Below are 20,061 nucleotides of genomic sequence, written 5' to 3'. Positions count from 1 at the left end.
CAATTACGAGAGCCGGCCGTATCGTTTCGCCAAGTTCGGAATACGGACACTAGTTCGATAATCGAACATAATGGGGAGATGATGCGATGGCAGACAAGGCAGCGGCAATGGCGATCCCGCCGGAGCACATCGGCAACGTCAAAGTGACCAAGCCGCAGACCGGCGCGGAATATCTGGATTCGCTGCGCGACGATCGCGCCGTCTACATCTATGGCGAGCGGGTCAAGGACGTCACCACGCACCCGGCCTTCCGCAACACCGCGCGCATGACCGCCCGCCTCTACGACGCGCTGCACGACGACAAGCACAAGGACAAGCTGCTGCTGCCGACCGACACCGGCAATGGCAGCACGACCCACGCCTTCTTCAAGGCGCCGAAGTCGATGCAGGATCTGATCGCGGGCCGCAACGCAATCGCCGAATGGGCCAAGATCACCTATGGCTGGATGGGCCGCGCACCGGATTACAAGGCTGCATTCCTGGCGACCCTCGGCGCCAATTCCGACTTCTACGATCCGTACCAGGACAACGCCAAGCGCTGGTACAAATTCTCCCAGGAGCGCGTGCCCTTCATCAACCACGCGATCATCCACCCGCCCGTCGATCGCGACCGGCCGCCGAACGAGGTCGCCGACGTCTGCTGCCATATCGAGAAAGAGACCGACGCCGGCCTGATCGTGTCGGGCGCAAAGGTGGTCGCGACGGGATCTGTGCTGACGAACTACACCTTCGTCGCCCATCACGGCCTGATTCCCCTCCAGGACAAGAAGTTCGCGGTCGTCTTCATGGTGCCGACCAACGCGCCCGGCGTAAAGTTCATCTGCCGCACGTCCTATGAGATGAGCGCGAGCGTGATGGGCAGCCCGTTCGATTATCCGATCTCGAGCCGGCTCGATGAGAACGACGCCGTGTTCATCCTCGACAAGGTGCTGGTGCCCTGGGAGAACGTCTTCGTCTATGGGGACATCGAGAAGGCGAACAATTTCTTCCCGCGCACCGGCTTTTTGCCGCGCTTTGTCGTGCATGGCTGCACGCGGCTTGCGGTGAAGCTCGACTTCATCAGCGGGCTTTTGCTGAAAGCGACGGAGGCCGCCGGCACCAAGGATTATCGCGGCGTGCAGGCCAATGTCGGCGAGGTCATCGCCTGGCGAAACCTGTTCTGGAGCCTGTCGGATGCGATGGTCAGAGATCCAAAGCCGTGGATCGGCGACTATGTGCTGCCAAACATGGATCCCGGCAACGCCTATCAGATCATCGCCACCATGGCCTACACCAAGGTTAAGTATCTGATCGAGCAGACCGTGGCATCGGGCCTGATCTATCTCAACAGCCATTCCAGCGATTTCAAGAACGCCGAGATCCGCCCCTATCTCGATCGTTACTTGCGCGGCTCCAACGGTTACAAGGCCGAGGAGCGCGTCAAGCTGCTCAAGCTGCTGTGGGATTGCATCGGCAGCGAGTTCGGGGGGCGCCACGAGCTCTACGAGATCAACTATGGCGGCTCGACCGAGGAGATCCGCCGCTACTGCCTGTTCGGCGCACAGGCGAGCGGCAATGCCGACCGCTTCAAGGGCTTTGCCGAGGACTGCATGGCCGAATACGACCTCGACGGCTGGAAGGTGCCCGATCTCACCGACCCCGGCGAGCTCAGCTACCACATGATGAAAAAGTGACTCTTGCAGACGGAGCGGCAACGCCGCTCCGTCGCTTGCTCAAGGGACTGTCGTGACATGAACATGCAGACCATCGATCCCAAGCTGTTTCGCTCCGTGATGGGCGCCTTCCCGACCGGCGTCGCCATCGTCGCGACGGAATGGCAGGGCGATTTGTTCGGCGCGACCATCAACTCGCTGACATCGGTGTCGCTGCAGCCCTGCATGCTGCTATTCTGCACCAATGAGGGCAGCGCGACGGGTGCAGCGATCCGGCAACGCGGACTATTTTCCGTGAACATCCTCGGCCACCATCAGTCCGACCTGTCGGCGCGTTTCACCGGGAAGCTCAAGAACCGCTTCGACGATCTGGCCATTGCCTTCAGCACTGACGGCTTGCCGCTACTGCAAGGGGCCGCCGCTCAACTCTGCTGCCGGGTTGCCGCGGTGCACAAGGCGGGCGATCACGATATCATTCTGGGAGAGGTGCTCTCGGGCGAGGAAGCGACCTGCAATCCGCTGGTCTTTCACAAAGGCGCCTATGGGAGGTTTCAATGCAATTGAGCGCTCGACCGAGCCGTCGAGTTGCTTAGCCTTTCACGCCTGCAAACGCCCGTTCTGCGCCGGTGCGAGCAATTCCCCTGCCGCGAGGCAGCCGGTTTTCAAGCGGCTGCCGTTCATTCCGTTCTGAAAAACTATCCGGGCAGCCTCGCATCACGCGGCGACGGACTTCGCCTGCGCCTTCGCACTACGGCCGAGGATCTGGCCGAACACGTCGAGCAGCACGTCGGGGGCATTCACTGCCGCCTCTCTGGCGCGCCAGGCGACATACATGTCGGGACGCACCAGCACGCAGCCGTCCTCGTCGACTTCGCTCTGGCGGTACCAGTCGGCATAGATGTCGAGCGCATCGCAGCCTTGCGGGCCGATGGTGACGACATCGACCGGCAGGCCGTAGGCCTTCTCGACTGCGGCAGCCGCCGCCTTCCAGCCGTCGCCCCCGATCCCGGTGAGCAGCGTGAAACGGCCCTTGCCGACAAGATCGAGCGTCGATTTGCGCTGGCCCCGATGCTCGACCCAGACATGCGGCAAGTGCGCGCCGGGCCAGGTGGTGGCCTGATAATAAAGTTCGTGATCGCGGCTGAATGCCGGCATCGGCGTGCCGTCGGACACCACGGCGGTCGAGCCATAGCGCTGGTTCATCTCGACGCCGTGGCAGTTGAACTCGTAGCTCTTGATGGCGATGGCCTCATAGAGCTTCTTGCGACGCGCCTTGCCCGCGGCGGTCGGCGCCTTGCGCGCGGCGATCGCCTTGCGCGCCTCAATCGGATCGGTCGAGGCGACAAGTCCCACCGCCTCGAAGATCGGCGGGAACTCGCCGATGCTCTTGTTGGCGCGGGTCACGATCTGCTTGCCGACCGGCTGGCGCTCGGCCGAATAGGTCTCGAGCAGTGACGGAGCCGCATGGCCCTCGAGCACCAGCTTCAGCTTCCAGCACAAATTATAGGAGTCCTGGATCGAGGTGTTGGAGCCGAGGCCGTTGCTCGGCGGATGGCGGTGCACGGCATCGCCGGCGCAGAACACGCGGCCGGACGCGTAGTGGCCCGCATACATCTCGTTCACGGTCCAGGTCGAGGTCGAGCGGACCTTGACCTCCAGCGTCTCGTCGCCGACGAGATTGCGCACGATCGAGATCGCCTCGTCATTGCTGAGCTTGCGCTCGCCCTGCTCGATGTCGTAGCCCCAGATGATCAGCCATTCGTTCCAGGGCCGCACCATGCGGATCAGGCCGGCGCCGATGCCGCCGATCTCAGCGCCCGGCTGCAGCACCCAATAGAGGACGCTCGGCCTGTGCGCGACGTATTTGCTCAAGTCCGCCTGCACGATGATGTTCATGCTGCCGGCGCGGCCCATCTGACCCTCCATCGGCAGCCCGATGACCTCGGCAACCCGGCTGCGGCCGCCATCGGCGCCGATCAGATATTTCGCGCGGATCTGGTAGGTCTCGCCGGATAGCCGATCCTTCACCGTTGCCGTGACGCCGTCGGCATCCTGCACCAGGTCGACGAACTCGGTGTTGAAGCACAGCGAAGTGCCGCGCTGGCCGGCGGCCTCGATCAGGATCGGCTCGAGCAAATTCTGCGGCAGGTCGCAGATCCGGGTCGGGCTGGCGAGATCGTAATCCGCCTTGCGCGAGGGATGATTGCCCCAGGAATAGAGCCGGCCGAACTCCTCGCCGGCGAGGCTTTCGCAGAAAACGTTGTTGGCCATCAGATGCTGCGGCACCGCCTGCGCCACCGCCTTGTCCTCGAGGCCGAGATCGCGCAGCACCTCCATCGCACGCTGGTTGGTGATGTGGGCGCGCGGCGTGTCCGCCAGCCAGCCATATTTCGTCACCAGGATGTGCTTGACGCCGTACATGCCGAGCAGCGCCGCCGCCGTCGCGCCGGCCGGGCCGCTGCCGACGACAAGCACGTCGGTCTCAACAGGTTTGCTGGTCATCATCCTCTCCTTCGTCGCGTTGTTGGTTGCGATCGTCATTCCGCGGCCATCATCGGCCGGGGCACCAGCCCTGCGCCGGGCTTCATCTGGAAGTCGTAAGTCATCAGGTGCCACGGGCCGGAGACCCGCTCGCCGTTCGGCAGCGCTGCCTCGTTGCGCGGCTCGACGGGCGCGATGAGCTCGTCCTTGACGCCGAACACCACGTCGCTGCGCAGATATTGGTCGCCATCGAGGAAGACGTGTGTGATCAGCGGCTCGTAGCCTTCGGCCTTGACCAGGAAGTGCACATGCGCGGGGCGCATCGGATGACGCTGCGTAGCGGTGATGAGATCGCCGACCGGGCCGTCGATCGGGATCGGATAGCTGCACGGCAAGATCGTGCGGAACGAGAAGCGGCCGTCGGCATCGGTGACGAAGCGCGCGCGCAGCGACGGACCGTGGCTCGCGTAATCGGCCTTCTGCGAATCGTAGAAGCCGTCGTCGTCGGCATGCCAGACGTCGATCTCGGCACCGGCGAGCGGCTTGCCGGCGAGGTCGGTGACGCGGCTCTGCACGAACATCGCTTCACCGTCGATGCCCTCGGAGATATTGGCACCGTGCGGCTTAACGCGGTGCTCGCCGACATAGAACGGGCCGAGCACCGTGGTCTCGGTCGCGCCCTCGCGCTCGCGGTGATTGACGGCGTCGACCAGCATCGAGACGCCGAGCACGTCGGAGAGCAGGATGAACTCCTGGCGCAGCGGCGTGCAGGTCTGGCCCGTGCGGGTCAGGAAATCGATCGCCTGATTCCATTCCTCGAAGGTGAGTTCGGTGCGGCGCACCAGATCGTGCAGCGATTTCACGGTCTCCTCGATGAGGAACTTGAGCCGCTGGTTCGGCGTGTTGGCGAAGCTGCTGATCACCTCGTCAGTGAGGTTATGCTCGTTGAAATTGGCCATGGTGTTGTCCTTGGATCCCTGAGATTCACTCCTGCGCGGGCGCATCGCCGCGCCAGGCTGCCGCGATCAATTGCTCGATCGGGGCGCGATCAATCGGTCTTGGATTGGCATAGGGGTTGCGCACCGCCATCTCCGCGGCGCGTGCGATGCCGTCCTCGGGCATTCCGAGGTCGGCGAGCGCGCGCGGCAGCGCGAGCTGCCGGGCAAGGTCAAACAGGCCCTGCGGGGCATTGGCGCCGTGCAGCGCGCGCGCGACGCGAGTCATGGCCTCTGGCGCGGCGGTGGCGTTGTAGGCGGCGGCGTGCGGCAGCACGATCGCGTGAGTTTCCGCATGCGGCAGGTTGAACATGCCGCCCAGCACGTGGCAGAGCTTGTGATGCAGCGACATGCCGACCGCACCGAGGCAGATGCCGCATAGCCAGGCGCCATAGAGCGCATCGCGACGGGCGCCGGGATCGGCGGGCGCCACCATGATGCGCGGCAGCCCGCGGGCGAGTGCGGCGATGCCATCCTCCGCCATCAGCGAGGTCAGAGGATTGGCGTCGGGCGCATAAAGCGCCTCGACGGCGTGGGCGATCGCGTTCAGGCCGCTGGCGGCGGAGATGTGCGGCGGCAGGCCGATGGTGAGATCGACGTCGTAGATGACGGTATCAGGCACCAGATCCTGGGATTGCTGCGTGGTTTTGATGCCGTTGCTGGTCTCGCCAAGAATCGGCGTCATCTCGGAGCCGGCATAGGTGGTCGGCATCGCGATATGCGGCAACCCCGTGCGCAGCGAGAGCGCCTTGCCGAGTCCGACCGTCGAGCCGCCCCCGATCGCGACCAGGCCGTCGATGTCGCGGGACTCCACAATCGCAAGCGCTTCGTTGGTCACTTCGACCGGCGTATGCATGCGTGCGCCGGTAAACAGCCCGGCGAGCCTGTCACCGAGCCCCATGCCGAGCCGCCGCCCGAGGTCGTGCTGCTCGCTTGTGGTCAGCACCAGCGCCCGCTTGATGCCGAGGCGCTCTGCCTCCTCGCCGAGTCGCGCCGAGGTGCCGGCACCGAACAGGACGCGATATTGCTGCGAACAATAGGAAAACGCGCCCTCGCCGGCATCACCGGCCCTCGCAACGGACGCGCCTCCGGCGTCGGCCAGCGCGGTGGTCATGGCAATCCTCCCACGCCGGCGAACCGGCGATCTCATGTCGTTGGGAGGAAGCTAGGCGCGAGCTGCCGCGGCGGGCCTGCATGAAACCGAAGAAAATCTGCACAAAACCGGAAAAATTGCACAGGGCCGAATCGGGCCTTCGACCGCCGTGGCCGCCATCAGCGGAACCTATTGGCTGTGTCGGTATCGTCCGGGTGTAATGCCAGTAAAGCGGCGGAACATCCGCGTGAAATGCTCTTGATGGGAGAAGCCGCAAGCCAGCGCGATCTCGGCCAGACTCAGGGTCTCGTCGGCAAGCAGCGTCCTGGCGCGCTCTATGCGCAGATTGAGCACGTATTGATAAGGCGAGACGCCGTTGGTCGCCTTGAAAAGCCGCACGAAATACTCGGTGCTGCGGCCGCACAACTCCGCCAGCTGGTCGAGGCGGATATCGCTATCGATATTGGCATCAACGAATTCGCGAATGCGTGCCATCTGCCTGCCGCTGAGCAGGTTCGGATGCTTGCCGGCTTCCGTGCTCGGCTTGTGGAAGTTGATCGCCACGAAACGGTTGGCGATCGCTTGCGCGATCGGATCGACGAAGAGTGAGGAGGCCGGCAGACCACCGGTGATGGTATCACCGATCGCCGAGGCAAGATGCTCCAGCACAGCGTCCTGAACGCCGAGCATCGGCGCGAGGCCGCTGGTCGCGCCTGACGACCCGTCAGGGCCGGCGAACAGGTCGGAACGCAGATAGATATGGGTGGATTCCAGCGGTTCGCGCAGGAGCACGTTGCATGCATGGCCCGCCGGCAGGAAGAAAACGCCGCCGCGCGGGATGTGCCGGGCAACCGACTTGCCGTCCATCACATACGTGATGTCGACCGGACCGCCCCGATGTAACACCATCAGATTGTCTGAAAGTGCGTGGAAGTGCCCCTCAAACGGCCGTTCGCGCTGAACCGAGGCAAATGCGGACGACCAGCCGAGCCCTTCGCTCGAGCCGCGGAATTCGGCCTGGAAGCGGTTCAGGACGCCGTGCGTCTCCTGCACCCCAAAATTCGACGTTGCCTGCATCCGACGGACCAAGGGCTCGAGGCTTCGGTGCCGCGGAGTAAATCCCAACGGTCCTCAGTTTTCAATATAATCGACCCTACTTGGTCGAGAGCACCTCCCCGAAGCGCTCCCACTGCTTGCCGCTGAAGCGCATGAATTGCAGTTGCTCGACCGGCAGATGGTCACTCTCGCCGGTATTGACCTTGATGCCGGGCAGTAGCATCGGCAATTCCAGGTCCTTGATCGACAGCGCCTGCCGCAGGATGTTCTCGCGACTGAGGTCGTTGCCGGCGGCCTTGAGCACGTGCTCCAGCACCATGCCGTTGTTGTAACTGTTGACGTAGTTGGAATCGCGGATATCGCCGTCAGGCACGTATTTGGCCATGTAGTCGCGCCACCCCTTCACGCCGGGATCGTCCGCCCATGCCGGATCGAGCGGATCCTTGACATAGGCGCTCGAGATGATGCCGGTGCCGGCGTCGAGCCCGGCGGGCTCCATCACCGAGGACATCCATACCGACACATTGGTCAGGAACATGATCGGACGCCAGTTGATCTCGTAAGCCTTGCGGATCGCCTGCGCAGCGAATTTCGGCGTCGCGGCGATCACGAACGCATCCGCGCCGGTCGATTTGAGCTTCACGATCTGCGAATCGACCGTCGGCTCGGTCGTCTCGTAGGTCGCCGCCGTGACTGCCGTCTCGTAACGATCGCCGAGCACGTCCCTGAGCCCGGCGAGGTAGTCGCGACCGAAATCGTCGTTCTGCGCCAGCACCGCGAAGGTCGCGTCGGCCTTCTTCTGCAGCGCATAGCGCGCATACATGCGGGCCTCGTTGCGGAACGGCGCCATCACCCCCATCAGCGTCAGGGGAAACTGCGCGGGATCACCGAACTTCGAGGCGCCGGAGGCGACGAACAGCTGGGGCACCTTCTTAGCCGCCAGATATTTGGCGATCGCCGTGTTGTGCGCCGTCCCCATCGTCGAGAAGATGAACGAGACATCGTCGCTCTCAACCAGCCGGCGCGTCTGCTCCACGGTCTTGGGCGGCACATAGCTGTCATCGAGCGAGAGCAGGTTGACATTGCGGCCGTTGATGCCGCCGCGGTCGTTGACCATCCTGAAATAGGCGACCTCGCCCTTGCCGAGGATGCCGAAGGCGGACACTGGCCCGCTATAGGGCATCGTCTGTCCGATGCGGATCTCGGTGGCGGTGATGCCGGGCCCGTCTTCGGCTACAGCCGGCGCCGCGAGAACGGACCAGACCACGTACAGCCCTGCAGCTGCGATAGCGCTTCGCATCGACACCTCCCTGATAGGCCGCGCTGAGAGCGGCTGTTTGTCCGGATGATTGCTTCCCCCGATTCTTGCGACGTCTTTCGAATGACTCGGCTGCGAGCGGACGTCCAATGGAGATGGGCACGGTCCTCGCGCGCCGGATCGAAGTTCTAACCAATGCTCGCAGCCAAGCGCTTGGCCTCCGTCGTCGCTTGCCGGCGCATCGCTTCGAACTGTTGCCGTTTCGGATCGACGTCTCGATCGGTGGGGAACGACTGGAGTATCTCTCCGAAGGACTCTGCGACTTCGTCTTTGAATTCGCCGTGCGGAAGAATGTATGGCTCGTTGCCGACGATTCCTTCGACCACCCGTTCGCCTACGGCGAGAGGATCCATCCCGGCTTCCAACGGCGAACCGCCGGCCGCGAACGGGCCGCCCGCCGATTGAGCAGAAGCGGACGTGTTGAGGTGAAGCGTCGTGTCGACGAGATTGCTGCGAACCAGACCGGGACAAAGGAGCGAAACGCCGATGTTGTGCGGTCCGAGCGCCATACGCAACGACTCCGTCAGGCCGCGCACCGCGAATTTGGATGTCGAGTAGATGCCGCCGGGATTTGGAAGAGCGAGGATGCCGGCCATCGAGGAGGTGTTGACGATGTGACCACCTTCTCCGTGCGCCCGAATCCGGGGCACGAACGTCGCGACGCCGTTGACGACGCCCCCGACGTTGATGTTCATGACAAAATCCCAATCCGCGAAGCTCGCGTCTTCCATAGCCACGATGCTCGATACGCCTGCATTGTTGCAGAGTATGTGGACCTTGCCGAATACCTTCTCGGTCTCCGTCGCTGCCCGTGCCATTGACTCGCGGTCGGTAACGTCCAGACGGATCAGATGGTAGTTCTTGTTGGAGCGATCGAGGGCGGAAGCGGCCGCATCCAGATGCGATTGACGGACGTCCGCGATAACGACCTTCACCCCATGTTGCAGGAACGCGCGGGCCATTCCGAACCCGATCCCACTCGCGCCTCCCGTGATGAACGCGACCTTGTCTTCGATATCTTCCAATTGATGGTGCTCCTGATGCTTGCGCGCGCCCCTCGGCGTCATCGCGCCTCCTCGAGCATGAGCGAGAAGGTGGAGTGAAAGCCCCGCCGCTAGGCTACAGATACTGACCGGCATACTGTGAAACGAATTAGTGTCTCCACCTCCGGCTAGGCTCTTAATCGTAAGTTGCCAGACCCCGCTGCGGATCGCTGTTAGTCCTCGTGGCCCTCGATCATGACGAAATCGGAGGTGCTGGCTTCGTCGCGAATCTTGGCCGCAGCCTGATACTCCGGTGAGTCGTAGCAGGCCTTAGCTATTGCGTAGCTTTCGAACTCGATTACGACGTGGCGACGCCCTTGAAGTGCGTTGCCGTGCACTTCGCATGCGCCGTTTCGGACAAGGAACCGCGCTCCGTACTTCTTCAATGGTCCGGCGTTGGCCGCGATGTAGTCCTTGTAGCGCTCCGGGTTCGTGACGTTGATGTGACCGACCCAATATCCCTTCTTCGCCATCTCACACTCCTCTCGCGCTAACGGTCTGCTGACAAACCTGACCACCTCACTCGCACCTTCCAGCCGCTGCTTCACCACAAGTGCGGCGGCGCGAAAAATTGAAATTATCTTGGTCGTGACCCCACATATTCCGCGATCCACCTTTCCAGGAAGGCAGCGATGTCATCGCTGTTCCTTTCTTGCATCATCAGGTGGCCGTTGCCGCGCAGGCCGTGGTCCTCGAGCCGCAGATGGACGGCGCGCACGCCCGCCTGAACGAGATAATCGACGGTGCCGTGGTCGTGCATGGACCAGGCCGACGCCTCCGATGTCACGACAGCAACGGGCATCGATGCGAGGTTGGGAAGACGCCTCGCCGGCTCTTTCTGAACGAAGCAGTCCGCCAGCCCCGGCTTCGGAGACTTGCGGATTTCGCGCCGCAGCTCAGTTGGGCCTTGGACGGGCGGATCGAACGTCATCGGGATCGCAGTGAGTCCGTAAGAGAGGTCGCCCAGCCCCATTGGCAATTGGGCGAAAGGCGGCCCCATTGGCTCAACCGCGACAATGCCTTTCACCAGGTGCGGTCGACTATCGGCCACGAGCCAACCGAAGGGTGCCCCCATGGAATGGGTGAGCAGGATCGCTGGACCGATACGATCCAGCAATTCGGCGCCGGCTCGCTGCATCAGCAGCTGGGTCTGTGCCAAAAACACAAGGAACGGACCTTGGGTCGCGATGAATTGGTCCAGGGCTGGATCACCGACGACGCCGGAGCCGGGCCACTGACTATGCTTTTGCGCGTTCGGCCAGCTGTTCGGCTGCTTGCCGGGTGCGCTAAACAGCGTCATTGCAAATTCGTAGGTCAACGGAGGTGTCATGGGACCCAGAGCCTCCGGATGCAGGGGTGAGCGACCGTGCCCAGGGCGGTCGACGACATAGACCGCGTAACCCTGTTTCAGAAAGTAAGTGGCCCATCCAGGCCGTCCATCGGCAGTACCGAGAAAATCCGTTCCCTGCCCCCCACCTCCATGCACCATCACGATGGGATATGGATGCCGGATGTGCTCCGGGATCTGATATTGCACGAACATCTGGCCCGCAGCGATGGTGCCATTCGGTGTCTGCTGGCGCACCAAGCCGGTCCAGAAGAATCCCTGGTCTGCCAGCACCAACGGAGCAGGTTTTGCTTTAGTTTGGGTCACGTCCCCCTCCGACTTTCTTCAGAGATCCAGAAAACCGGTCGGCAGCCCGAGATTGCTGCGACCAATGTACTTCGCGAAGGTCATGTATTGGGAGGACATGTGTCCTCGATACATCTGGGCGTCGCCAAAGTATCGAAGCATCCTTGAGCCCTTCCGCGCCGCGGTCGACCCGGCGGTCTGGAACAAGAGTTCGATGGCTTCACAGGCAAGACGTGCGCCGGTCTGCAGCATTCCCCAGAGTCGCAAGTTTTCTTCCACGGAGGCTTGCAAACCCGTCTTCGCCCACCGCTGGCAGTACTCCATGTGCTTGCGCAAACCCTGGAGCAGCACGCCTTCGGCAGCATCCGTCAAAGCTATGGCGCGGCCGTAGTTGACCTGGAAATCAGTCTCGAAGGCGCGCTTGATGAAGGGGGGAACAAATGTGTTTTGCGAGAACAGGATATCGCGATATTCATCGATCGCCGCGCGCGCGGCACCGATGATAGGCGATGTCAGGGACGCGTGATAAGGACCCATGAGAACGCCGAGATACATCGGGTTGCCATGCAATCGCGTTCCGGGTGTACCCTCGGAGAGATCCTGCTTTACACCCAGCGCGTCGAAGAACGCGGTCATGTGCTCGGGCACGAAGATGTTGTCCAGCTTGACGCTGTTCGAGCCGGAGCCGCGCATGCCCAAGGTGCGGTCTCCACCCCAATCGCCCAGAATTGTGTATTGCCCCCGCGGCACAACGAAATGGAGCATTCGTGGCGGAAACGACGTTTGAAGCAACGTTGCGCCCAGGAAGTGCGTGCTGTGCGGTATTCCCGACGAATATGGCCACACACCATTGATGATATAGCCGCCCTCGACCGGCAGGCACGTACCCCCCGGGGCAGCCCGGTGCGGTGACGCGAAATGTCCGGACGACCCGAAGATTTCGATCTGTGCAGCTTCCGACCAGTGCGAGGCTATGACGGGCGCATGAGATGCGGCCAACGTCAAGCACCACCCTGCGGACGGATGACCGCGCGATATCTCCACCATGACGCGAAAAAATGTTTCGTAATCGAACTCGTAGCCACCAAACATTTTGGGCTGCAAGATCCGATAGAAACCAGCATCGATGAACTTTTGCTGGATTGCGTCCGAGTAATGTCCTCGCTCATCGGTTTCGTCCTGCGATTCCCGCAGCAGCGTTCTCATCGAGGCCGCGCGGTCCACCAAATCCTGCGGAGTGAGGTGAGGTTCCGGTACCGGCAGGCTCTTGGGCATGGCCTGAACGTTCATTTCAATCTCCTGATATTTCCGTTGAGCGCGGTTTCGGCTAGCCGGCGATAGGGATTCATGCGGGCGAACTCACAATCATTCTTTTGTGGCGCTCGAGCACCCGCGGCGCGGTTTCGTCCAGCATCAGGCAAAGCAAGCCTGCACAGATACAAAGCGAAGCGGCGATCCACATCGAGCTGGACGGACCGAACACGTCGGAAGCGATCCCGGCGAGGGCCGGGCCCGCGAAGCCGCCCGCGACCTCGCCTACCCCCATGATGAAGCCAAGCGCAGTGGCAACATGGGTCCGAGGGATCGTCTCGGAAGGCACGGTGGCCATGAACAATGAGAAGCTGCCAACGGCGAGATGGCCGACGCCCATCAACAACACCAATATTGGCAACGGTCCGTCGAACATGACGATCGCCACCGGGGCTATCACGCCGACGAAGCCTGACAAGATGAGCAAAGGGCGGCGGCCAAAGCGATCCGACAGCGCCGGTACGATGATCGAAGACGCGACCGTTGCGATACCGGTCGCGGCCACGGCAACGCTCATCACGCTGGGCGACAGACCGCGAACCTGCACCAGGTAGATCGGAAGGAACGTGATCTGGATCAGGAGCCAAGACACCATCAGGCAGCTCACGATCGCGCAAACCCAGATGTTGCGATGTTTCAGCATCGTCGAAAGCGGGATCGTGTTGCGCGCAGATTTAGCCGATATCGGAGCGGCACCCGACGAAGGTTCACGGATGAATGCGACGATCAGCGCCGCCACAACGAAGCCAGGCACCGCCGCAATGTAGAAAGCACTTCTCCAGCCGTAGATCTGCCCAATCGCGACGAGCACCAGAGGGGCGGCAAAATTACTTAGAAGCGCGCTGAAGAAATTCTGCAGAACGCCCATGTTGAAGCCGCGACGGTGCTCCGACGATTCCGCAGCCATGATCGATTGCGCGATCGGAAGTACGGGTCCTTCCGCAAATCCCATAACGAGGCGCGCGGCAAGCAACGTCAGAAACGAATTGGCGAGACCGGATCCTACCGAGCAGATCGAGAAGATCACTATCGCGCAGACCAGGAGCGTTTTACGATTTTGAAAATAGTCCGAGAGAGTGCCGACCGCATAGCCGGCGATTGCCCAGGTCAGCGCCAGGCCACCCGCGAGGGCACCCAGCTGGGTGTTGTTCAGATGGAGCTCAGGCACCAGAAATGGAGAGAGAAAATTCAGCGCCAGGCGGTCGAAAAATACGAAGCCAAACGCCGCTCCCATCAAGACGACAACGAGATTCTCATAACTAAAGATGCGATTCTTGCTCATGAGCCCTCCCTAGTGTTTCCCGTTCTGGTTGTTTGCGGCCGCGTTCTATGCGCATTGCGCCGGCGCGGCTTCTGATATTTGAGGCGCGAGCCCATTGCGCCGGCTCTCATATAGCCGCCGCATTCTCGCGAACTCGACGACCTGCTCGGCCACGAATGCGAGCTGTTGCGCTATGATCGGATCACTGCACGCACCATCAGCGGAAAATGGCCTCTGCGCGGCGTTAATCACCGCTGAAAACGGAGTCGGCCAACCGCGCAGCGCGTGAACAATCGTCCGCAGAGTCCCCAGCGTCGCTCCCATGGCCTGGGTTCCGCCCGCGCATACGATGGCGCCGACCGCGCGTCCGGCAAGATAGCTGCGCGCGTCGGCGCGGAGATCCTCGGTGTAGTCTATTGCGTTCTTGACCAGGCCGGAGATCGAGCCATGATAGCTTGGGGTGGCTATGATGACGCCGTCTGCGGCGCGCAGCGCTTCGACCAGCGACGTCGCACGTTCCGTACGTTCAATGGCGTCGTAGTGAGGGAGATTCAACGATTGCCCGGCGAAGATCTGCGTTTTCGCACCGAGCCGCGCGGCTTCCGTCAAAGCCAGGCGGAGCGCCCTCTCCGAGGTTGATCCGTCGCGCAACGTGCCGCCGATCCCGACGACGAGCGGAGACCAGTCCTTCATCGCAGCGGCCCACTTTCCTGCGCAGCACGATCACCCGAGGTGGAAGGTTCCTCGAGCGAATGCTGGCCAATTCGGATATGCGAGCACCCTCGCCCGGCATCGAACAATGCCATGCGCGTCTCTCCCCATCATCGGCGCCGTGATTGCGTCTGGCGCCTCTTAGTGGGGTGAAAGTAGGACATGCCTGATAGCCAAGCCTGCACAAACCGGACCGGTTTGCAGGAAACTGACACAAACTGCCTGCTTCGTTTACGGGAAACGAGCCAGCGTTCAGATCGGAAAGGCAGATCGTGGCGTTCTTAATTCATTGCCCGTCGATAAGCGCCCGGCGACAAGCCCGTCATCCGACGGAACGTGTTCGTGAAATGTTGCTGGTGCGCAAACCCGCATTGCCGCGCCACATCCGCAAGGCCAATGTTTGTGTCCGTCAGGAGTCGTTTCGCATGATGAATTCGCACCCCCACAACGTAGCGGTGAGGAGACACGCCCAGCGAAGACTTGAACACCCGTATGAAATACTCGGGACTTACGCCGCAGATCGCAGCCAAATCGTCCAGCTTGATGCAATCGGCGATATTAGCTTCGACAAAATCACGAATCGAGCGGACGCTACGTGTACTCAGCTGGCGTTCCACAGCACCCGGCGCTTTCCGCTCCCGTGCATTGAGCACGACAAGGCGATTGGCTAATGCATGCGCAATCGAATCTGCCAGGAGGGAACACGAGGTATCGCCCTCACGCACCATTTCTTCCACCACTGCCAGGAGATTGCTGGTTAGGGGCTCCGGCTCACCCAACAAAGGCAAGAGGCCAAAATCGGAGTTCCGCACTTTACCTTCAGAGCCGGAAAACAGTTCAGGACGGAGGTACACATGGATCGAATTCAACGGCGTATTTAGCGTCACCTCACAGTCGCGGCGCGGCGGCAGGAAAAAGATCCCCTTCTCCTGCAAGTGCCTGGATACGACACGTCCATCGATCCGATAGGTCACATCGACTGGTCCACTAGCTGCAGTCACCAGCAGGGCGTTGGCATTGGCTTCGAAGCGGCCCCTGAACGGCTCTTCCCGCTGAACCGATGCGAACATAGTCGACCAGCCGAGCCCCGCACTGGATGCCTCGCGTTTCACGGCGAACTGTCGCAGCACGGAATGGACCTCGCCTCCGTCAAAAGGCCGCACGGTATGCTCATTTTGCGCTGCGGCTGGCGATGGTGGATCGCAGCGTTTCTGCATTGGCCCTGACTGCTTGTTCAGTTGACGCTGCGACGGTATCGACCGGGCGTTTGACCCGTCAGCCTGCGGAAGGCACGCGTCAAGTGTTCCTGATGGGAGAAGCCACAGCGCAGTGCTATCTCAGCGAGGCCTTCCTGGTCTTGCTCGATCAATCGCTTGGCCCGTTCGACACGTGCCGCGATCACATATTGGTATGGTGACTTGCCGGTCGTTGCCGCAAAAGCCCGAACGAACGACTTTGTGCCGATGCCGCACGCGCTGGCCATCGCAGCAAGAGTGATCTCACCCTCGAGATTTGCCTCTATGAAATCCTTGACGCGCCGGAGTTCGTTGTCCGGCAGCCCAGCGGTCTGAACCTGCCACGGTTCGCTACTCCTGCTGATCGCGGAGACCCTGCTCGCAAGCGCCCGCGCGATCGGATCGATGAAGATATCTGAATTCGAGACATTCTCGCAAAGCGCCTGCTCAACCGCCTGCGCCAGATGCTGTATAACCACATCCCGTTCCAGCAGCAGCGGTGTAACAGCGTGGACAGGAATCAAGTTTGCGCGGATATAAATATGGAGAGTATCCAGCGTCCCGTGCAATCCCACCTCGCACGCATGACCTGCCGGCAAAAAGAAGATGCTTCCTTTTGGAATGCAACGTGAAGCGACGTGCCCGCCGGATGCAAAGGTCGTCTGCACGGGGCCGCTGCGGTGCAACACAATGAGGTCGTCGGCAATCGCTTCGAACCGCCCCTCGAAGGGATTCTCCCTTTGGATCGACGCGTAAATCGAAGACCATCCGTGCCCCTCACTCGTTGCACGGATGTCCGCACCAAACCGCTGCAGAACACCGTGGGTATCGGAGCCTCTAAACTCGCGCTTGGCTTCCATCTCGTGCTCGGCGTGTAGTCAGCTGACGGGCCCGCTGCAGCGCAATATGAGCGGCGTGATGATGAACGATAGTTCACTATAACCACGATGCTGTAAGCACGCCAGCGCCTTCGTTCGTCTGACCGAGCTTCGCAGAGGTAAGGGGCTGGAGCTGATCATCGGCAGGTCGTCGATAGGGATGATGCGCTGACTTAGCGCATGGGATCTTTGGTCACGCCGATATCGAAGGTCACGACGAGATCGTTCCGTGGATCGAAGAGGAAGATCTTTCCAAAGACGGGCTAGATCAGTTTCATTCGGGCCAAACAGGATCGAGCACGAGTAAATCAGACAGGCTGGCGCAGAAACGCCGAGCTTCAACGTACAGCTTGAACCACCTGGAACGGATCGCACAGGACAGGCGGCAGCTCCTTAGATCTCAAATATTGTTCTACACGCACCTTAGTTTGGCGTCGGAAACAAACGCCTCCATCATGCGGGACGACTGTAAGTTGGCGCACATGGCGAATGCACTGTCGCAAGTTCGTGATAGACGCGTGCGTGCGCCATCGCAGTTTTCGAGACGGCGGAAGTGAAGATTTCGCCAAAGGGGATTTTCTGACCCGTCATTCCTTGCACTGACGCTGCTAGCCAGGACCGCATCGAACCTGAGGGCCGCTCTGATCTTGCTCGATGCCAAACAGATTGTAGAGGCTCGCGCTATTGCACGGTTGCCAAGCGGCATGTGGAGCTTTCCCATCTTTCGAGAATGGCAGTGGATGGCACCGAGCCAAACAGCGGAAGGCCCACGGACGGAGCCGCCTAGTCGCTTGGTAAAAGGAGATTGGGAACAAATGGTAGCGGGGGTCCGCTACACGGCTAGACCCACTATTTCGGAAGCCCTGTTTTCTTACTGGAGAGCAGCCTAACTGGGAAGGTCGGATCTCGATAGTCCGACCCAAACCGCCGTTCGTGCGCGATCCCTCGCCCGCCAAGGATCGTCGGGAGGCGCAACACCCGGTCCTTGCCGAATGGTTCCCAAAACGCGAAAGACAATTCCCTTGGGTCGCCTAAGCAGACATGCCAAGAATCGCTGGTTGCGGGGGAACGCAAAGCCCGATTTTCGCGATTGGCCGAAGGAACCATTCCGCTCTTAGCAGCCTAGAGGGGTCCACGCGGTCGTGTCGTGTCGTCTGCGCGAACTTCTCTTTGCCAAGGTTGCGGCCAAAACGTTCGACTTCCTTCACCCCGAAATGGCGCGATAACAGGCGTCTAGCGTGAACTGGCTGTCTGCAGACGTCTTCCCTGCCAGCAAATTATCACCTCCATGCCTGCTCAGAATGAAGACGCGGGCACAGAGCCAAACGCGCGGCTCCGCCGGAACCGAAAGGGGCCGCCTCACAGCGACCCCTTGCCGGTTACAATCTTGTTCGGGATGAAATGCCAGCCCCGGCGTTGTCCACTTAAAGGTATCATTATGCCGAGTGGAATTCCGGATAACTACTGTTCGGAGTGCTGACCTAATTCTCGAGTGCCATGAAGAAAACTCGTTCAACGCTACACTCAGTGAATACCCGCAAGCTCGATCCCCCTGCCGACCAAGGGCATTGTCGTCCCGGCCCGGCCCCGATGGCTCCAAGAAGTGAAGCAGGACCGCTATCGTCCGCCCGAGCGGCTGATCACGCGTGGCGGCCACATTAACTCAACCGCTATCCCTGGATCGTCGAGGCGGCAGGGTCTGCATGAGGGACCATCATGCTTGACGCCGCATCACCGGTTTCAACGCCGTTCACTCGCCCAGGCACAGGAGGAAGTGCAGTTTTGCGCTTTCGACGTTCCCGTCGAACTCGTGACGACCTTCTCATGCTTCCGTCAATGCGGAAGAGAACTTGGAGCGCTTAATGGCGCGTCGTCCTGAGGGCACTTTCTTAATCCCCTCGAACGTGGCGAGCCTGGGCCTGATAGATTTCGAGTTGCCTGCGACATGGAAGAATTGGCATCGAAATGCCGCGACCGGCCCTACGATGCTGGAAGTTGTCGTTACCGGATCAAAGTGAAGAACCGCACGCATCTGGAATGGAGCGAGCGTTTGACGCATTCGCATGATCACCCTAAGTCGGCAATCACACTGCGTTGACATCAGCGAATGCGCCATCGCAGTTTTCGAGACGGCGGAAGTGAAGATTACGCCAAAGGGATTTTATGACCCGTCATTCCTTGCACTGACGGTGCTAGCTATCCAACCTGGTCGTCGTTTCTGGTGCGCCGCATGGCGCCCGCAATGCGAACCTGCGCGACCGTAGGGGATCGTCAAGAGGCTCTGTCGGTCAAGCTCGCGCGTGCCGCCGATCTGTTGCGGATCCGTGTCGACGTCGAAATCGAACGACAACATCGTGACCTGTTGCAGGCTATCAACGAGCGCGCGAGCCAGCAAACTTCGGCTGCAATGCACGGTCGAAGGATTGTCGGTCGGGGCGACAGGATATTATGTGGTCAGCTTGTTTAGAGGTCATTCAGTTCTCGTGGTCGTATTGGTTGCAGGAAAACAGCAAATCAACCTGCCAGCCAAATTCGTACCGCTGTGTCGGTTCGAAATAAGCGACCGGAGGAAGGTGATTTCTTTCGCGGCAGCGATCCCTCAGAAGGGCGCGATCAAAGCTACTATCTCATGTACCGGTATTCGACCACGCGCGGCAACATCCTGAAATCGTTCAGCGTCATTCAAAAGCCGAGAGGCCAGGGGCACACTTATACTTTCAATCACTTTGTTTGGCCGCGCGAAGAAGCCAAGATAAAGAGCTTTCGCGAATGCGAGGGTTTTGTGCTTAAATTCGACAAGGCTTTTTACTTCATCGGCTACAATTACGAAGTGAACGAGATTAAGCGGCTCTATCTGGGTGAATATCTCAAAAAGAGATCATCCTCCAAGCTCAATCCGAATGGTCTTGGCCTGATCACCATCGAATACGATAGCCGGATCGAAAAGCGCGGATAGCTCAACTCTGTCGGACCTTTTCAGCGCGGCTGTCGGGTCCGTGGGTTCGAATGGCGAATTGCCCTACCTTCCTCTCAGCGATGGCGATGATGGGCGCTAAGGACGGTGAGCGCGGCAGCTATCCCGAGATGGTCGACGCGCTCGCGCAGCATAGCGCGCAGGGAAAGACAGACGCCCATGCTCTCTATCGGCGCGCCGTCTTCAACGTGCTGATCTCGAATGTCGAGGACCACCTGCGCAACCACACTTCCTATGGCTCGGAAAGGCCGGCTGGTCGCTGTCTCCGACCTATGACCTCAATCCAGTGCCAAGCGATGAGCGTTTGAGCATGACGATTTTCGGCGAGCGGTGGCGCTGTAACCAGAACGTTTATTCACAGCTTTGATCCACCAACGGCGAGCCCTGTCGCCCGTTTGGCCCCGTAGGGGTTTTTCATCT

16 protein-coding genes and 2 pseudogenes are annotated in these 20,061 nt (G+C 60.8%); 5 read left to right on the top strand and 13 right to left on the bottom strand.

The window, feature by feature from the left end; genetic code table 11:
* The first annotated feature begins 86 nt into the window (after window positions 1-86).
* Together ACNJX9_RS10010 and ACNJX9_RS10005 are read left to right on the top strand one after the other, a co-directional pair.
* Window positions 87-1,673, top strand: coding sequence for a 4-hydroxyphenylacetate 3-hydroxylase N-terminal domain-containing protein (locus tag ACNJX9_RS10010; protein WP_157083389.1), 1,587 nt, complete (start codon window positions 87-89; stop codon window positions 1,671-1,673).
* Window positions 1,674-1,730: 57 nt separating this feature from the next.
* Window positions 1,731-2,216 (top strand): flavin reductase family protein, encoded by a 486-nt coding sequence (locus tag ACNJX9_RS10005; protein WP_057742755.1) that lies wholly within the window; start codon window positions 1,731-1,733, stop codon window positions 2,214-2,216.
* A 150-nt stretch (window positions 2,217-2,366) separates the two neighbouring features.
* Here ACNJX9_RS10005 and ACNJX9_RS10000 read toward each other — a convergent pair whose 3' ends face one another.
* The 13 genes from ACNJX9_RS10000 to ACNJX9_RS09940 form a co-directional block, all read right to left on the bottom strand.
* Complete coding sequence (locus ACNJX9_RS10000) at window positions 2,367-4,154, bottom strand: FAD-dependent oxidoreductase (protein WP_439408632.1); 1,788 nt, start codon at window positions 4,152-4,154, stop codon at window positions 2,367-2,369.
* A gap of 35 nt (window positions 4,155-4,189) precedes the next feature.
* On the bottom strand, window positions 4,190-5,092 hold the full coding sequence (locus tag ACNJX9_RS09995; protein ID WP_439408631.1) for an intradiol ring-cleavage dioxygenase: 903 nt from the start codon (window positions 5,090-5,092) through the stop codon (window positions 4,190-4,192).
* A 25-nt stretch (window positions 5,093-5,117) separates the two neighbouring features.
* A complete protein-coding gene (locus tag ACNJX9_RS09990; RefSeq protein WP_439408630.1) occupies window positions 5,118-6,242 on the bottom strand; it encodes a maleylacetate reductase in 1,125 nt (374 codons plus the stop codon).
* Window positions 6,243-6,410: 168 nt separating this feature from the next.
* On the bottom strand, window positions 6,411-7,274 hold the full coding sequence (locus tag ACNJX9_RS09985) for a helix-turn-helix domain-containing protein (RefSeq protein ID WP_439408629.1): 864 nt from the start codon (window positions 7,272-7,274) through the stop codon (window positions 6,411-6,413).
* Between the two features lie 100 nt (window positions 7,275-7,374).
* Entirely contained in the window at window positions 7,375-8,577 is a 1,203-nt protein-coding gene (locus ACNJX9_RS09980) for an ABC transporter substrate-binding protein (protein ID WP_439408628.1), read from the bottom strand.
* A gap of 146 nt (window positions 8,578-8,723) precedes the next feature.
* Window positions 8,724-9,662 (bottom strand): SDR family oxidoreductase, encoded by a 939-nt coding sequence (locus tag ACNJX9_RS09975; RefSeq protein WP_439408627.1) that lies wholly within the window; start codon window positions 9,660-9,662, stop codon window positions 8,724-8,726.
* A 149-nt stretch (window positions 9,663-9,811) separates the two neighbouring features.
* Complete coding sequence (locus tag ACNJX9_RS09970; RefSeq protein ID WP_057743158.1) at window positions 9,812-10,111, bottom strand: DUF1330 domain-containing protein; 300 nt, start codon at window positions 10,109-10,111, stop codon at window positions 9,812-9,814.
* 104 nt (window positions 10,112-10,215) lie between these two features.
* Window positions 10,216-11,292: an alpha/beta hydrolase gene (locus tag ACNJX9_RS09965; RefSeq protein WP_439408626.1), complete on the bottom strand. Its 1,077-nt coding sequence runs from the start codon at window positions 11,290-11,292 to the stop codon at window positions 10,216-10,218.
* An 18-nt stretch (window positions 11,293-11,310) separates the two neighbouring features.
* On the bottom strand, window positions 11,311-12,561 hold the full coding sequence (locus ACNJX9_RS09960; RefSeq protein ID WP_439408625.1) for an acyl-CoA dehydrogenase family protein: 1,251 nt from the start codon (window positions 12,559-12,561) through the stop codon (window positions 11,311-11,313).
* Between the two features lie 55 nt (window positions 12,562-12,616).
* On the bottom strand, window positions 12,617-13,864 hold the full coding sequence (locus ACNJX9_RS09955; protein WP_057742742.1) for an MFS transporter: 1,248 nt from the start codon (window positions 13,862-13,864) through the stop codon (window positions 12,617-12,619).
* Between the two features lie 45 nt (window positions 13,865-13,909).
* A complete protein-coding gene (locus ACNJX9_RS09950; RefSeq protein ID WP_439408624.1) occupies window positions 13,910-14,536 on the bottom strand; it encodes an NADPH-dependent FMN reductase in 627 nt (208 codons plus the stop codon).
* A 299-nt stretch (window positions 14,537-14,835) separates the two neighbouring features.
* Window positions 14,836-15,771, bottom strand: a complete 936-nt coding sequence (locus tag ACNJX9_RS09945) for a helix-turn-helix domain-containing protein (protein WP_439408623.1) — start codon at window positions 15,769-15,771, stop codon at window positions 14,836-14,838.
* A gap of 17 nt (window positions 15,772-15,788) precedes the next feature.
* Window positions 15,789-16,649, bottom strand: coding sequence for a helix-turn-helix domain-containing protein (locus ACNJX9_RS09940; RefSeq protein WP_439408622.1), 861 nt, complete (start codon window positions 16,647-16,649; stop codon window positions 15,789-15,791).
* Between the two features lie 2,215 nt (window positions 16,650-18,864).
* Between ACNJX9_RS09940 and ACNJX9_RS09935 the strand changes: the two are divergent.
* The 3 genes and pseudogenes from ACNJX9_RS09935 to ACNJX9_RS09925 all read left to right on the top strand — a co-directional run.
* Window positions 18,865-19,132 (top strand): annotated as a pseudogene (locus ACNJX9_RS09935) (DUF3422 family protein); the annotation flags it as partial.
* Between the two features lie 77 nt (window positions 19,133-19,209).
* Entirely contained in the window at window positions 19,210-19,623 is a 414-nt protein-coding gene (locus tag ACNJX9_RS09930; protein WP_439410269.1) for a hypothetical protein, read from the top strand.
* Between the two features lie 68 nt (window positions 19,624-19,691).
* Window positions 19,692-19,939 (top strand): annotated as a pseudogene (locus ACNJX9_RS09925) (HipA domain-containing protein); the annotation flags it as partial.
* Window positions 19,940-20,061: the final 122 nt, after the last annotated feature.

It is taken from the genome of Bradyrhizobium sp. BLXBL-03 (genome assembly GCF_051853015.1).
Lineage (GTDB): Bacteria > Pseudomonadota > Alphaproteobacteria > Rhizobiales > Xanthobacteraceae > Bradyrhizobium > Bradyrhizobium manausense.
Note: the sequence above shows the minus strand (reverse complement) of the source record. Positions and strands in the feature narration are given on the sequence as shown.